This window comes from Enterobacter kobei (assembly GCF_001729765.1).
Classification (GTDB): Bacteria; Pseudomonadota; Gammaproteobacteria; order Enterobacterales; family Enterobacteriaceae; genus Enterobacter; species Enterobacter kobei.
The window spans coordinates 4,345,352-4,360,451 of the sequence record NZ_CP017181.1 but is presented as its reverse complement, the minus strand read 5'-3'; the positions used below and the strand labels follow the sequence as shown (position 1 = coordinate 4,360,451).

At 53.8% G+C, this 15,100-nt stretch carries 17 protein-coding genes; 11 read left to right on the top strand and 6 right to left on the bottom strand.

Going from position 1 to position 15,100, the window contains the following annotated elements:
• The first annotated feature begins 33 nt into the window (after nt 1-33).
• The 5 genes from aaeX (at nt 34) to BFV64_RS21105 (ending at nt 5,011) form a co-directional block, all read left to right on the top strand.
• Complete coding sequence (aaeX, locus tag BFV64_RS21125) at nt 34-237, top strand: p-hydroxybenzoic acid efflux pump operon protein AaeX (protein ID WP_003860416.1); 204 nt, start codon at nt 34-36, stop codon at nt 235-237.
• Between the two features lie 7 nt (nt 238-244).
• The gene (gene aaeA, locus BFV64_RS21120) at nt 245-1,177 is read left to right on the top strand and encodes a p-hydroxybenzoic acid efflux pump subunit AaeA (RefSeq protein ID WP_014885428.1); all 933 of its coding nucleotides are present in this window, start codon (nt 245-247) and stop codon (nt 1,175-1,177) included.
• Nucleotides 1,178-1,182: 5 nt separating this feature from the next.
• Nucleotides 1,183-3,150, top strand: a complete 1,968-nt coding sequence (gene aaeB / locus BFV64_RS21115; RefSeq protein ID WP_059372550.1) for a p-hydroxybenzoic acid efflux pump subunit AaeB — start codon at nt 1,183-1,185, stop codon at nt 3,148-3,150.
• 89 nt (nt 3,151-3,239) lie between these two features.
• Nucleotides 3,240-4,694 (top strand): NAD-dependent succinate-semialdehyde dehydrogenase, encoded by a 1,455-nt coding sequence (locus BFV64_RS21110; RefSeq protein WP_014885426.1) that lies wholly within the window; start codon nt 3,240-3,242, stop codon nt 4,692-4,694.
• 44 nt (nt 4,695-4,738) lie between these two features.
• Complete coding sequence (locus BFV64_RS21105) at nt 4,739-5,011, top strand: barstar family protein (RefSeq protein ID WP_045281399.1); 273 nt, start codon at nt 4,739-4,741, stop codon at nt 5,009-5,011.
• Between the two features lie 67 nt (nt 5,012-5,078).
• Here the strand turns inward: BFV64_RS21105 and yhcN (BFV64_RS21100) are convergent, their stop codons facing one another.
• The 3 genes from yhcN (BFV64_RS21100) to argR all read right to left on the bottom strand — a co-directional run bounded on the left by yhcN (BFV64_RS21100) (nt 5,079) and on the right by argR (nt 6,566).
• On the bottom strand, nt 5,079-5,345 hold the full coding sequence (yhcN, locus tag BFV64_RS21100) for a peroxide/acid stress response protein YhcN (protein ID WP_014885424.1): 267 nt from the start codon (nt 5,343-5,345) through the stop codon (nt 5,079-5,081).
• A gap of 111 nt (nt 5,346-5,456) precedes the next feature.
• The gene (yhcN, locus tag BFV64_RS21095) at nt 5,457-5,720 is read right to left on the bottom strand and encodes a peroxide/acid stress response protein YhcN (RefSeq protein ID WP_014885423.1); all 264 of its coding nucleotides are present in this window, start codon (nt 5,718-5,720) and stop codon (nt 5,457-5,459) included.
• A gap of 375 nt (nt 5,721-6,095) precedes the next feature.
• Nucleotides 6,096-6,566: a transcriptional regulator ArgR gene (argR, locus tag BFV64_RS21090; RefSeq protein ID WP_023294679.1), complete on the bottom strand. Its 471-nt coding sequence runs from the start codon at nt 6,564-6,566 to the stop codon at nt 6,096-6,098.
• A gap of 397 nt (nt 6,567-6,963) precedes the next feature.
• Between argR and mdh the strand changes: the two genes are divergently transcribed.
• Nucleotides 6,964-7,902 (top strand): malate dehydrogenase, encoded by a 939-nt coding sequence (gene mdh, locus BFV64_RS21085; RefSeq protein WP_014885422.1) that lies wholly within the window; start codon nt 6,964-6,966, stop codon nt 7,900-7,902.
• 91 nt (nt 7,903-7,993) lie between these two features.
• On the opposite strand, the gene degS is transcribed toward mdh, so the two are convergent.
• From degS to zapG, 3 genes are all read right to left on the bottom strand, one after another.
• On the bottom strand, nt 7,994-9,061 hold the full coding sequence (gene degS / locus BFV64_RS21080; protein WP_014885421.1) for an outer membrane-stress sensor serine endopeptidase DegS: 1,068 nt from the start codon (nt 9,059-9,061) through the stop codon (nt 7,994-7,996).
• Between the two features lie 92 nt (nt 9,062-9,153).
• Entirely contained in the window at nt 9,154-10,521 is a 1,368-nt protein-coding gene (gene degQ / locus BFV64_RS21075) for a serine endoprotease DegQ (protein ID WP_023331415.1), read from the bottom strand.
• 170 nt (nt 10,522-10,691) lie between these two features.
• On the bottom strand, nt 10,692-11,090 hold the full coding sequence (zapG, locus tag BFV64_RS21070) for a Z-ring associated protein ZapG (RefSeq protein ID WP_010436126.1): 399 nt from the start codon (nt 11,088-11,090) through the stop codon (nt 10,692-10,694).
• Between the two features lie 189 nt (nt 11,091-11,279).
• Between zapG and zapE the strand changes: the two genes are divergently transcribed.
• The 5 genes from zapE to sspB all read left to right on the top strand — a co-directional run bounded on the left by zapE (nt 11,280) and on the right by sspB (nt 15,019).
• Nucleotides 11,280-12,404, top strand: a complete 1,125-nt coding sequence (zapE, locus tag BFV64_RS21065) for a cell division protein ZapE (RefSeq protein WP_023331414.1) — start codon at nt 11,280-11,282, stop codon at nt 12,402-12,404.
• Nucleotides 12,405-12,735: 331 nt separating this feature from the next.
• Nucleotides 12,736-13,164, top strand: a complete 429-nt coding sequence (gene rplM, locus BFV64_RS21060; protein ID WP_003860434.1) for a 50S ribosomal protein L13 — start codon at nt 12,736-12,738, stop codon at nt 13,162-13,164.
• Between the two features lie 15 nt (nt 13,165-13,179).
• The gene (rpsI, locus tag BFV64_RS21055; protein WP_003860436.1) at nt 13,180-13,572 is read left to right on the top strand and encodes a 30S ribosomal protein S9; all 393 of its coding nucleotides are present in this window, start codon (nt 13,180-13,182) and stop codon (nt 13,570-13,572) included.
• Between the two features lie 308 nt (nt 13,573-13,880).
• Nucleotides 13,881-14,519 (top strand): stringent starvation protein SspA, encoded by a 639-nt coding sequence (gene sspA / locus BFV64_RS21040; protein ID WP_014885418.1) that lies wholly within the window; start codon nt 13,881-13,883, stop codon nt 14,517-14,519.
• Nucleotides 14,520-14,524: 5 nt separating this feature from the next.
• Nucleotides 14,525-15,019, top strand: coding sequence for a ClpXP protease specificity-enhancing factor (gene sspB / locus BFV64_RS21035; RefSeq protein WP_014885417.1), 495 nt, complete (start codon nt 14,525-14,527; stop codon nt 15,017-15,019).
• Nucleotides 15,020-15,100 lie beyond the last annotated feature (81 nt).

Sequence of the window (15,100 nt, the reverse complement as noted above, 5' to 3'; positions counted from 1 at the left end):
CTGAAGCCTGCACTCTCTCTTATCAAGGTCAACATGAGTCTGTTTCCCGTTATCGTGGTGTTCGGTCTGTCGTTCCCACCGATATTTTTCGAGCTACTTTTATCACTGGCGATCTTCTGGCTGGTGCGCAAGGTGCTGGTCCCTACCGGGATTTACGATTTCGTCTGGCACCCTGCATTGTTCAATACCGCGCTGTATTGCTGCCTGTTTTACCTGATATCGCGCATGTTTGTCTGAGGTTGATGTGAAAACGCTAACAAGAAAAATCTCCCGCACTGCCATCACGATGGCCCTGGTTATCCTCGCCTTCATCGCTATTTTTCGTGCCTGGGTCTATTACACCGAATCACCGTGGACGCGTGATGCGCGCTTCAGCGCGGATGTCGTGGCCATCGCCCCCGATGTGGCTGGTCTAATCACGGCGGTGAATGTTCACGATAACCAGCTGGTGAAAAAAGATCAGGTTCTGTTCACCATCGACCAGCCTCGTTACCAGAAGGCGCTGGAAGAAGCGGAAGCAGATGTCGCCTATTACCAGGCGCTGGCATCGGAAAAACGCCGTGAGGCGGGCCGCCGTAACCAGTTGGGCGTTCAGGCCATGTCCCGTGAAGAGATAGACCAGTCTAACAACGTGCTGCAAACCGTGCTGCACCAGCTGGCGAAAGCGCAAGCCACGCGCGATCTCGCTAAGCTCGATCTGGAGCGCACCGTGATCCGCGCGCCATCCGACGGCTGGGTCACTAACCTCAATGTCTATGCCGGGGAGTTTATTACCCGTGGCTCCACTGCCGTGGCGCTGGTTAAACAGAACTCCTTCTACGTGCTCGCCTATATGGAAGAGACCAAGCTGGAAGGCGTGCGTCCGGGTTATCGTGCGGAAATCACGCCGCTGGGCAGTAACCGCGTCTTCAAAGGTACCGTCGACAGTGTCGCTGCAGGGGTGACCAACTCCAGCAGCTCTAACGATACCAAAGGAATGGCGACGGTGGATTCCAACCTGGAATGGGTGCGTCTGGCGCAGCGTGTGCCGGTACGTATTCACCTTGATGAACAGCAGGGCAACCTGTGGCCGGCGGGGACCACGGCGACGGTGGTGATCACCGGTGAAAAAGATCGGGATGCCAGCCAGGACTCCTTCTTCCGTAAAATTGCCCATCGCCTGCGCGAGTTTGGTTAATCGCCATGGGTATCTTTTCCATCGCCAGCCAGCACATTCGCTTCGCCGTGAAGCTGGCCTGTGCCATTGTGCTGGCGCTGTTTGTTGGCTTTCACTTCCAGCTTGAAACCCCTCGCTGGGCGGTCCTGACGGCTGCAATAGTTGCGGCGGGTCCTGCCTTTGCCGCTGGCGGGGAACCCTATTCTGGCGCGATCCGCTATCGTGGGATGCTGCGTATCATCGGGACGTTTATCGGCTGTTTCGCAGCACTCACCATTATTATTCTGATGATCCGCACGCCATTGTTGATGCTGATGGTGTGCTGTATCTGGGCGGGTTTCTGCACCTGGATTTCGTCTCTGGTGAAAGTGGAAAACTCCTACGCCTGGGGGCTGGCGGGTTATACCGCGCTGATTATTATCATCACCATTCAGTCTGAACCTTTGCTCGCGCCGCAGTTTGCAGTGGAGCGCTGCAGCGAGATTGTGATCGGTATTGTGAGTGCGATTGTCGCTGACCTGCTTTTCTCTCCACGCTCCATCAAACAGGAAGTCGACCGTGAACTTGACGCGCTGATCGTTGCCCAGTACCAGCTGATGCAGCTGTGCATTAAGCATGGCGACAGTGAAGAGGTGGATAACGCCTGGAGCGGGCTGGTTCGCCGGACGCAGGCGCTGGAGGGGATGCGTAGCAACCTCAACATGGAGTCCTCGCGCTGGGCCCGTGCGAACCGCCGCCTGAAAGCCCTCAATACTGTCTCCCTGACGCTGATTACCCAGGCGTGCGAAACGTATCTCATCCAGAACACCCGTCCGGAAGCGGTCACCGATACGTTCCGTGAGCTGTTTTCCGAGCCGGTGGAAACCGTGCAGGACGTGCATAAACAGCTTAAGCGTATGCGTCGGGTGATCGCCTGGACCGGGGAGCGCGACACGCCGGTGACCATCTACACCTGGGTCGGGGCCGCGACGCGCTATCTGCTGCTGAAACGTGGCGTGATCGGCAACACCAAAATTAGCGCGGCGGAAGAAGAGGTCCTCCAGGGTGAAGTGGTCATCAAGGCCGAATCTGCCGAACGTCACCACGCGATGGTCAACTTCTGGCGTACCACGCTTGCCTGTATGCTCGGTACGCTGTTCTGGTTGTGGACAGGCTGGACGTCTGGCAGCGGCGCGATGGTGATGATTGCCGTTGTGACCGCACTGGCGATGCGTCTGCCTAACCCGCGTATGGTTGCCGTTGATTTCCTCTACGGTACCATTGCCGCCCTGCCGATAGGGGCGCTCTATTTCCTGGTCATCATCCCGTCGACGCAACAAAGCATGTTGCTGCTCTGTATTAGCCTGGCGGTGATGGCGTTCTTTATCGGCATTGAAGTGCAAAAGCGTCGCCTGGGATCGCTAGGGGCGCTGGCGAGTACGATTAACATCATCGTGCTCGATAACCCGATGACTTTCCATTTCAGCCAATTCCTCGACAGCGCGCTGGGCCAGCTGGTGGGCTGTTTCCTGGCGATGATGGTCATTCTGCTGGTGCGAGATAACTCACAGGCGCGGACGGGGCGTGTGTTATTGAATCAGTTTGTTTCTGCCGCCGTGTCGTCGATGACCACCAATACGGCGCGTCGTAAAGAGAACCACCTCCCGGCGCTCTATCAGCAGCTGTTTTTACTGCTGAACAAGTTTCCGGGCGACATCGCGAAGTTCCGCCTGGCGTTAACCATGATTATCGCGCACCAGCGTCTGCGCAGTGCACCGGTGCCGATCAACGACGATCTCTCCGCCTGGCACCGTCAGCTGCGTCGTACCGCGGACCATGTGCTTTCCGCCAGCAGTGATGACAAACGTCGCCGTTACTTTACGCAGCTGCTTGAAGAGCTCGATATCTATCAGGAAAAGCTTAAGCACTGGGATGCACCGCTTCAGGTCACCGAACCGGTAGGGCGGCTGGCGCTGATGCTGCGTCGCTATCAAAATGCCCTCACCGATAACTGACTGAAGTAAAAAAACCGACGCCAAAAGCGTCGGTTTTTTTGTGGCTATACTTATTCCAGCACGTTCTTACATTCAGAAAGGGAGGACACATGACGACCCAGGCGCTTCAGGACAATACCCTTTTTCAGACCGGCTATCTGGTTAACGGCCTCTGGAAACCGCTGGATACGACGTTTGATGTGCTTAACCCGGCTACCGGGGAAGTCATCGCCCGCGTCGCGAAAGCCGGCAAAGCAGAGACCGAAGCAGCAATTGCTGCCGCCACCCAGGCTTTCCCTGCATGGCGCGCCAAAACCGCGAAAGAGCGTTCGGCCATTCTTTACCGCTGGTACGAACTGATTATTGAGAATAAAAGCTGGCTCGGACGGCTAATGACCACCGAACAGGGTAAGCCCCTGAAAGAAGCGGAAGGTGAAGTGGAGTACGCCGCCAGCTTTATCCAGTGGTTTGCCGAAGAGGCCAAGCGTGCGAACGGTGAAATTATTCCGCCGATCAAACCCGGCTCGCGCATTCTGGCGACCCGTGAACCGATAGGTGTTGTCGCGGCTATCACGCCGTGGAACTTCCCGATGGCGATGCTCACCCGCAAGTTAGGCCCGGCGCTGGCAGCCGGATGCACCGGGGTAATCAAACCGGCCAATAACACGCCGCTCAGCGCTTTTGCGCTGCTGACGCTGGCAAAACAGGCCGGCGTACCGGATGGGGTACTCAACGCAGTCGCCGGGAATACGCACGAAATCAGCGACGCGATTATGGCCAGCCGGGACGTGCGAAAAATCTCCTTCACCGGCTCGACATCGGTTGGCAAAACGCTGGTGCGTAACGCCGCAGAAACCATGAAAAAAGTCTCGATGGAGCTGGGGGGAAATGCTCCGTACATCGTCTTTGAGGATGCAGACATCGACGCGGCTGTGAAAGGCGCGATCGCCAATAAGTTTCGCAATGCCGGGCAGGTCTGCGTCAGCGTGAACCGCTTCTATATTCAGGAAACCGTCTACGACAAATTCGTGAATAAACTCGCTGATGCGGTGAAGGCGCTGAAGGTGGGAAATGGTCTTGAGGACGGCGTCGTCGTCGGGCCGTTGATTGAAGGTGCAGCGGTCGACAAGGTACGTGAACATGTTGACGACGCTGTTGCGCGTGGCGCGACCGTGCTGGCGGGCGGTAAACCTCATTCCCTTGGCGGCAATTTCTGGATGCCAACCGTACTGGGGGACTGTCATGAAGGGATGAAGCTGGCAGAAGAGGAGACGTTTGGCCCGGTCGCGGCGTGCTTCCGTTTCACTTCAGAAGATGAAGTCATCCAGCGTGCCAACAACACGCCTTATGGTCTGGCGGCGTACTTCTATACACAGAATCTCTCGCGGGTCTTCCGCGTTTCACAGGCAATTGAAAGCGGAATGATTGGGATTAACGAGTGCGCCGTCTCCACAGAGCTGGGGCCCTTTGGCGGCGTGAAAGAATCCGGCCTGGGGCGTGAGGGATCGGTGCTGGGGCTGGAAGAGTATCTGGAAGTTAAAACCCTGCATATCGGGGGATTATAATAGATGGAGCGGCATCTGCCGCTCGCCTGGACTGGTGGCTGGTAATGAAAACCTATACCTTTGATTTTGATGAGATAGACAGTCAGGAAGACTTCTACCGGGAATTTACACGGGTGTTTGATCTTGAACAACAAAGCGTGACGAACCTGGATACGCTGTGGGATGTGGTAACCGGCAGTCTGTTGCCGCTACCGCTGGAAATAGAGTTTATCCATCTGCCCGATAAGCTGCGCAGACGTTTCGGGGCGCTGATATTACTGTTCGATGAAGCGGAAGAAGAGCTGGAAGGACAACTGCGTTTCAATGCTCGCCACTGAGCAAGCCATAAAAAAGCCCCTGACCATCAGGCCAGGGGCAAGTCGTATGATGAGATACGACGAGGGTTTATTTATACAGTTCTGCCGTGGCATGCCAGTGGTCACCCTGATTCAGTTCGGTGACGCGATAGCTGCTGGCGCCTGCTTTTTCAGCTTTGGCGGCAAGTTCCTGACGGATATCCATCGGTGAGCCGGTGACCGACGTGACGGATACGCTGCCCATACGCTGCAGATTTTGTGCCTGGTCGGCATTCACTTGCTGTACGGCTGCGCTTGCGCCGAAAGAGAGAACGGATGCCAGACCGAGGGTTGCGATGATCAATTTGGTTTTCATAGTCTTTACTCCTGGAAAAGGTTTTTTGCTCAACGGCGAGAAGGGTTGAACCGCTATTTTTATGCCTGGTGCCGTTGAGTGGAGAATTACATCTTCAGTGATAACTAAAACTTATTTGTACAGCTCTGCGGTTGCGTGCCAGTGGTCACCGGAACGCGCTTCGATGATGCGATAAGATGATGCACCTTTTTCTTCCGCTTTTTTGTTCAGCATTTCATGCATGTCCATTGGCGACGTGCCGACTGCACCGACCGAAACCGTACCGATTGCCTCACGGGATTGTGCCTGGTCAGCATTAATAGCGTCAGCCGCGAAAGCACCGAAGGACAGGACAGACAGGACGCTCAGCGCCGCTACAGTAGTTTTGATTTTCATGATTCTTACCTCGTCGAATTTTTTAGTGGGGTCTTGTTTCGTGACCCTCATCACAAAATCAAGTATACACTAATAACGGTAAAAATTAATACCAGACTAATGGTTTCCTGTGTTATTACGTGTTAAACACACCGTTTTTTATAACCAAAATGCATAATATTGAGTGATTTTTGAGCTTTAAGTGTGTTTAAATCTAAGAAAATCATATGGATATCTGCTTTTGATTTTTTGTGCGATTTTTTGATTTATCATTCACCAGATGAATGTTAATAGGCGGTAAAAAGCACTATTTGTTAAAACCAGAGGCAGTGGAATGCAGGGGAAAACGAGGCTGGAGCAGGATGTTCCCCGTAGCAGCGCTACGGGGAGAGAGGATTACAGTTCCTGTTCGAACAGAACCAGAATCGCTTCGTGGAGATCTTTTACGGAGAAACCGCTGGCCGGGGTGGTAAAAATGGTGTCGTCGCCTGCGATGGTACCCAGGATGCCCTCCGTTTTACCTAACGAGTCCAGCATGCGGGCAATCAGCTGTGCGGCACCAGGGCTTGTGTGGATCACCACCACGGCGTCGTTATAGTCGATATCCAGAACCAGATTTTTGAGGGGGCTGGAAGTGGTCGGCACGCCAAGTTCAGCCAGCAGGCAATAGACCATCTCCATCTTCGCGTTACGGGTACGTACCGCGCCAAACTTCGTTAACATGCGGGAGACTTTCGACTGATTGATGTTATCGAAACCTTGTTCCTGCAGCGCCTGAACAATTTCTCCCTGAGAACTGAATTTCTCTTCTTTGAGTAGCGCTTTAAACGCCTTTACTAATTCTTCTTGCTTAGACGAGCTTCGCATAAGTCACCCGGAATATGACGAAAGAAACAACATTATTATGCATGTGGATGAATTTTTATGCAAATTATCTACTCAGCGCAAGGCTGAAATAATGTTATGAAAGGGAGTGATTTTATCAGATTTCGTTATCAGAAAACATGCCTGGGTCACGCCACGCAAATAAGCTTAAAAGTAAATTAAATGTTATCAAAATGATGTTGTTTTGGTGGCGGGGCAGGGTGTATTGTAACCCCCTCTTAATGCGTTGCCTTCTGTCGTCAGATAGCCTTCTGATGGGAGATAAAGACGCGTGACCTCAAATTCTTTAGCTTCGAAAATTGTAATTAAAGACTTGCTGAATTAAGGTCGCGGCAACGGATTTACAGATACTTAAGTTAACCATAATAAGGAGTTTAGGATGAAAGTCGCAGTCCTCGGCGCTGCTGGTGGTATCGGCCAGGCGCTTGCCCTACTACTGAAAACCCAACTGCCTTCAGGCTCAGAACTCTCCCTGTACGATATTGCTCCGGTAACCCCAGGTGTGGCGGTTGACCTGAGCCACATCCCGACAGCTGTAAAAATCAAAGGCTTCTCCGGTGAAGATGCACGTCCTGCACTGCAGGGTGCTGATGTGGTGCTGATTTCTGCAGGCGTGGCGCGTAAGCCAGGCATGGATCGTTCAGATCTGTTCAACGTCAACGCGGGCATCGTGAAAAACCTGGTGCAGCAGATCGCTGAAGTCTGCCCGAAAGCGTGCATCGGCATCATCACTAACCCAGTGAACACCACCGTCGCTATCGCGGCAGAAGTGCTGAAGAAAGCAGGTGTTTACGATAAAAACAAACTGTTCGGCGTGACCACGCTGGATATCATCCGTTCCAACACCTTTGTTGCTGAGCTGAAAGGCAAACAGCCAACAGAAGTGGAAGTGCCTGTCATTGGCGGTCACTCTGGTGTCACCATTCTGCCTCTGCTGTCGCAGATCCCAGGCGTGAGCTTTACCGAGCAGGAAGTGGCTGACCTGACCAAACGTATCCAGAACGCGGGCACCGAAGTGGTGGAAGCGAAGGCGGGTGGCGGTTCTGCAACGCTGTCTATGGGCCAGGCGGCGGCACGTTTCGGTCTGTCACTGGTTCGCGCTCTGCAGGGCGAAAAAGGCGTTGTTGAATGCGCTTACGTTGAAGGCGATGGCGAACATGCCCGCTTCTTCTCTCAGCCGCTGCTGCTGGGTAAAAATGGTATTGAAGAACGTAAGTCTATCGGTACGCTGAGCGCGTTTGAGCAAAACGCGATGGAAGGCATGCTGGATACGCTGAAGAAAGATATCACGCTGGGCGAAGAGTTCGTTAATAAGTAAAACGAGCCAACTGCCGTAGGGCGGGTAAGCGTTAGCGCCACCCGGCAAAAAAAAACCGAAGCACTGACTGGCTTCGGTTTTTTTATGGCTGTCAGTTTGTTGCCGGATATTCCTGAACCGTCACATGCAGCGTCAGTTTTTTATCGTTACGCATGACTTCAACAGGGATGATCGAACCCGGACGAATTTCTGCCACCTGGTCCATCGTCTCCAGGGCAGAGACGGCCGGTGTGCCGTTAACCGAGACAATGACATCATTCACCTGAATCCCCGCGTTAGCCGCCGGACCGCCAGGCGATACCTCGTTGACCACAATGCCCTGAATCTGATCGATACCGCCGCCCTGGGTATGCATCGGTGCAATTTCGCGCCCGCCAATGCCGATATAGCCGCGGATGACGCGCCCGTCGCGAATCAGCTTATCCATAATCTTGGTCGCCAGCTGGAAGGGAATAGCAAAGCCGATCCCCTCCGGCGTCTCGCCGTCGTTGCTCTTATCGAACGAGAGGGTATTGATGCCCATCAGTTCGCCCAGCGAGTTAACCAGCGCGCCACCCGAGTTACCGTGGTTGATTGACGCATCGGTTTGCAGGAAATTCTGCCGCCCTGACGGGTTAAGGCCAATTCGACCGGTTGCGCTGATAATCCCCTGCGTGATCGTCTGGCCGAGGTTGTAAGGGTTACCAATAGCCAGGACCACGTCGCCAATGTGTGGCGTGCGTTTGCGGTTAATCGGAATGACCGGCAAACCCCCGGTGGCATTGATTTTGAGCACGGCAAGGTCGGTCAGGCTGTCAGAACCCACCAGCAATGCTTCAAACACGCGGCCATCCTGCAGGGCAACGATGATTTGGTCGGCATCGTTGATCACATGTTTGTTGGTAATAATGTAGCCGCGCTCGTCCATAATCACCCCGGAGCCCAGCGTGCGGATCTCAAGCTGGTTATGGGCCGAGCTATTGAGGCCGCGGTTATAAACGTTAACCACGGCAGGGGCGGCACGGCGAACGGCCGTGTTATAGGTTGCTGGCGTTTCATCCGCGCTGTCGAACTGGGGAGCGGACAGTTTATTGAACTGACGCAAAGACGGCATCGCCAGCAGCAGCAGGCCAGCGACAATCAAACCGATAACAATGGAACGTAAGAGCTTTGAAAGCATGATGCGCGTGTCGTGATAAAAGGAACGATTTGCAGCATAACATGAGTTATCCGGACATCACACGCAGCGGTGATGTCCGGGATAGCAAATGCTTAGCGCAACAGAATGTAGATGGACTCATTGCCGCGCATCACCTGCAGGGCAATGACCGCCGGCTTGCTCTCCAGCACTTTGCGAAGTTCAGCGATGGATTGCACGCGATTACGGTTTACGCCAATGATGACGTCTTCCTGATGCAATCCGGCCTGCGCGGCAGGGCTGCTCTTCTCAACGGTGTCGATGCGAATGCCTTTCGTACCGTCTTTCAGTTGCCCGTCGCTCAACGTTGCCCCTTGCAGCGCAGGGGCGATAAGCTCCGCGCTGGCCGATGACGAGGTACTCTTATCCAGCGTCACTTCGACGTTCAACGGCTTACCGTCACGGATCAGACCGAGTTTCACCTTCGCACCGGGCTCAGTCGTGGCAATACGCGAGCGCAATTCAGCAAAGCTGCTCAATGGCTTATCGTTGAGGCTGACGATTACATCGCCTGATTTGATGCCTGCTTTTGCCGAGCCGGAGTTTGGCAGCACTTCACTGACAAAAGCACCACGCTGCACGTTAATATTGAACGCTTTCGCAATATCCGCACTCATCTCCATGCCTTTGATACCCAACAGCCCGCGTTTGACTTCGCCAAACTGGATAAGCTGCTGTGCCAGCGTTTTGGCCATATTGCTCGGGATAGCAAAGCCGATCCCGATACTGCCGCCGCCCGGCGCCAGTATCGCTGTGTTAATCCCAATCAGCTCACCGTTAAGGTTGAGCAACGCCCCGCCGGAGTTCCCGCGGTTGATCGAGGCATCGGTCTGGATAAAGTTTTCCAGACCTTCCAGATTCAGGCCGCTACGCCCCAGCGCAGAGATAATGCCGGAGGTGGCGGTTTGTCCTAAACCAAAGGGGTTGCCCACGGCAACGGCAAAATCACCGACGCGGAGTTTGTCGGAATCCGCAATGGCAATCTGGGTCAGGTTGCTCGGGTTTTGTACCTGCAGCAGTGCGATGTCACTCTGGTCATCGCCGCCAATCAGTTTGGCGTCAAATTCGCGACCATCGTTCAGCTGTACGCTGATTTTATCGGCCTGGCTGATGACATGATTGTTGGTCAGGATATAGCCTTTGGCCGCATCAATAATGACGCCGGAACCCAGACCTTCAAAGGGTTGTGCCTGCTGGTCAGGGCCCTCATCGCCAAAATATTTTTTCAGTTCTTCCGGTACGCGCTGGCTTTGTACTGCCGTGCCTTCAACCTGCACGCTGACAACCGCAGGCAACACTTTTTCCAGCATCGGCGCGAGGCTTGGAATGGCTGCTTGTCCCGGCACCTGTGAGGGCAACGCCGCACTGGCAGGGAAGGACGCCGAGAGGGATAACCCGACACTTAACGCTAAAGCGCTCAACAGCTGGTTTTTTTTCTTCATTGATGCTGACTCTCGTATCCTGGAATGAAAGAAGAACGGCCCAAAATCATAATGATGTTATTGAATTTTATACCGCTGAACAATGAGGCGTTTGACTAAATAATAGCTGGGGACGGGAAGAAAGGACGGGCGCAAGGGATGCGCCCGTAAAATATATTCAGGTTGTGCGATTAATCGCGTTTTGCGCCACCGCGTAGCAGACCGGATGCGCCGTCAGAATAGTCACGAGGCATCTGAACCGGAGCCTGATCGTTACCGGCCTCCGAGTCTGCCAGACGGTTGCGGAACGGGTTCGTTTCCGCGGTCATTTCCGGCAGCAGGCTGCTGGAGCTCTTCGCCATATGCTGATACAGCTGACGGTAGTCGGTTGCCATATTGTCCAGCAGCTCAGCGCTACGGGCAAAGTGGCTAACCAGCTCTTCGCGATACTCTTCCAGCTCTGCTTTGTTCTTTTCCAGTTCGTACTGCAGTGACTGCTGCTGACGCAATTTGCGGTTACCGAAACGCATGGCCACAGCACCGATCACGATGCCGACGACTAAACCGATTAGCGCATATTCCCAGGTCATGAACTTCTCCCGTTGTCTTGTTGTTCCGTAGGGTGTTGGCTCGGCTCCTGCCTGTGCCTGATAATGCCACTATAACCGCTATTTCCGCAGAAGTGGAATCCTGACGTATCATCGCGTAGTGTAGAACGGCCTTTTTTTCATCAGTCACGCCTGCTGGTGAGCGTTAATTGAAGGAATAACAATAAGATTATGCAAAACCTGTCCCCTGCGTCGCGATATCAACAGGCCCTTAACGAGGGCACGCACCAACCAGATGATGTTCAACGTGAGGCGGTAAACCGCCTGGAGATGATTTATCAGGAACTCACGGCAAAACCCGCTGACGTTGATCAGAGCAGTGGGCTAAAAGCGGCATTTGGACGATTGCTCGGTAAAAAAACGCCACAGACTCAGGCTCCGGTGCGTGGTTTATATATGTGGGGCGGGGTCGGGCGCGGAAAAACCTGGCTGATGGACCTGTTCTATCTCAGCCTGCCTGGCGCACGTAAGCAGCGTCTGCACTTTCACCGTTTTATGCTGCGGGTGCATGAGGAACTGACCGCGCTGCAGGGCAAAAGCGATCCGCTGGAGATTGTGGCCGACAGATTCAAGGCGGAAACAGACGTGCTCTGCTTCGATGAGTTTTTTGTGTCTGACATCACCGACGCCATGCTGCTAGGCGGCCTGATGAAAGCCCTGTTCGCCCGAGGGATCACGCTGGTGGCGACTTCGAATATTCCGCCCGACGAGCTCTATCGCAACGGCCTGCAACGGGCGCGCTTCTTACCCGCTATTGATGCTATTAAGCAACACTGCGACATCATGAACGTGGATGCCGGGGTGGATTACCGGTTACGCACGCTGACCCAGGCCCATTTGTGGCTTTCGCCGCTCAATGCGGAGACTACCCGCGAGATGGATAAACTGTGGCTGGCGCTGGCGGGCACAAAACGTGAACATGCACCGACGCTGGAGATAAACCATCGCCCGCTGCCAACGCTCGGCGTCGAAAACCAAACGCTGGCGGTCTCCTTTACGACGCTCTGCGTGGATGCCCGTAGTCAGCACGACTACATTGCGCTTTCGCGTCTCTTCCACACCGTGATGGTACTGGATGTGCCGGTGATGACGAAACTGATGGAAAGTGAAGCGCGACGCTTCATTGCCCTGGTGGACGAGTTTTATGAGCGCCACGTTAAGCTGGTGGTCAGCGCCGAGGTACCTTTATATAAGATCTACCAGGGCGAGCGCCTTAAGTTTGAGTTCCAGCGCTGCCTGTCGCGGCTGCAGGAGATGCAGAGCGAGGAATACCTGAAGCGGGAGCATATGCCATAAATGCCACCCTCTCCCGTGGAGAGGGGCTGGGGGTGAGGTAAATGCTCCTCTCTCCCTGTGGGAGAGGGGCCGGGGGTGAGGGCACCAGACCGCACAATACTTAACCCCCGAAAAACCCATTCCAAATCACATTTAAGGGTCGATCTTTGACCTCAACTTCTCTATAATCTTGCGACCCCACGTTACGAGAAGGTTTTTTTCCCGAAACTTTCTATGTGTCGGCATGTGCTATTCGAAGGGGTAGGTTTGCCGGACTTTGTCGTGTGAACCTCAACTGACTAAACGTTTGGGTGTTCACCAACGTGTAACTTATTATTTGGGTAAGCTTTTAATGAAAACTTTTACAGCTAAACCAGAAACCGTACAGCGCGACTGGTATGTTGTTGACGCGACCGGTAAAACTCTGGGCCGTCTGGCTACTGAACTGGCTCGTCGCCTGCGCGGTAAGCATAAAGCGGAATACACTCCGCACGTTGATACCGGTGATTACATCATCGTTCTGAACGCTGATAAAGTTGCTGTAACCGGCAACAAGCGTACTGACAAAATGTACTACCACCACACCGGCCACATCGGTGGTATCAAAGAAGCGACCTTTGAAGAGATGATTGCTCGCCGTCCTGAGCGTGTGATTGAAATCGCGGTTAAAGGCATGCTGCCAAAAGGCCCGCTGGGTCGTGCTATGTTCCGTAAACTGAAAGTTTACGCAGGCAACGAGCACAACCACGCGGCACAGCAACCGCAAGTTCTTGACATCTAATCGGGATTATAGGCAATGGCTGAAAATCAATACTACGGCACTGGTCGCCGCAAAAGTTCCGCAGCTCGCGTTTTCATCAAACCGGGCAGTGGTAAAATCGTAATCAACCAGCGTTCTCTGGAACAATACTTCGGTCGCGAAACTGCCCGCATGGTAGTTCGCCAGCCGCTGGAACTGGTTGACATGGTAGAAAAACTGGATCTGTACATCACCGTTAAAGGTGGTGGTATCTCCGGTCAGGCTGGTGCGATCCGTCACGGTATCACCCGCGCTCTGATGGAGTACGACGAATCCCTGCGTTCTGAACTGCGTAAAGCTGGCTTCGTTACTCGTGACGCTCGTCAGGTTGAACGTAAGAAAGTGGGTCTGCGTAAAGCACGTCGTCGTCCACAGTTCTCCAAACGTTAATCCATTCTGCTTACGCAGAACGATTGGCGAAAAACCCGCTTCGGCGGGTTTTTTTATGGATAATGCGCAGGTTATCCACAATATCCATGCATATATCTTCTCTTTTTCCTCTTTTCCAGAATCCCCTCACCACAAAGCCATCAAAATCTGGTAAACTATCATCCAATTTTCTGCCCAAATGTCGGTGAATACTCGATTTTTGTTCGATTCCTGAACAATGTGTCTTCTCTGGGATGGGCGATACAACATCTGGCTGGCCCCTGTTGGGCCGGTAGCAGTAAAAATTCTGAATATACCTGGAGGTTTTCATGGCTGTCGCTGCCAACAAACGTTCGGTAATGACGCTGTTTTCTGGTCCTACTGACATTTATAGCCATCAGGTTCGTATCGTGCTGGCCGAGAAAGGTGTCAGTTTTGAGATCGAGCATGTGGAAAAGGATAACCCGCCTCAGGATCTGATCGATCTCAACCCGAGCCAAAGCGTACCGACGCTGGTGGATCGCGAGCTGACCCTGTGGGAATCCCGTATCATTATGGAATACCTGGATGAGCGTTTCCCGCATCCGCCGCTGATGCCTGTTTACCCTGTTGCGCGTGGTGAAAGCCGCCTGTACATGCAGCGTATCGAAAAAGACTGGTACTCGCTGATGAACGTCATCACCAGCGGTTCCGCTTCTGAAGCCGATGCAGCGCGTAAGCAACTGCGCGAAGAGCTGCTGGCCATTGCCCCTGTATTTGGTCAAAAACCCTTCTTCCTGAGCGATGAGTTCAGCCTGGTGGATTGCTACCTGGCGCCGCTGCTGTGGCGTTTGCCAACCCTGGGCGTAGAGTTCAGCGGTCCTGGCGCGAAAGAGCTGAAGGGCTATATGACCCGCGTATTTGAGCGCGACTCTTTCCTGGCATCTTTAACTGAACCGGAACGTGAAATGCGTCTCGGCCGAGGCTAATGACTGTGGAAATGTCACAACTGACCCCACGCCGTCCGTATCTGCTGCGCGCCTTCTATGAATGGCTGCTGGATAACCAGCTCACGCCGCACCTGGTTGTGGATGTGACGTTGCCGGGCGTGCTGGTTCCAATGGAATATGCACGCGACGGACAAATCGTACTGAACATCGCGCCACGCGCGGTGGGTAACCTCGAACTGGCCAACGACGAAGTGCGCTTTAACGCGCGTTTCGGCGGTGTACCGCGTCAGGTTTCTGTGCCGCTGGCTGCGGTGCTGGCGATTTATGCGCGTGAAAACGGTGCAGGCACCATGTTTGAGCCGGAAGCGGCGTATGACGAAGACGCAATTCACGTCAATGACGATGAAGAAGCTGGCGCTGAAGGTGAAACGGTCATGTCGGTGATCGACGGCGATAAGCCCGACCATCACGACGACGACGATCCTGATGACACACCGCCGCCGCGCGGTGGTCGTCCAGCACTACGCGTAGTGAAATAAATCCGCTTGCGGCCTGTTTATTAAAAGCCAGTGATATCACTGGCTTTTTTTTATTCTTATTTCAAATAATCGTGACGATAG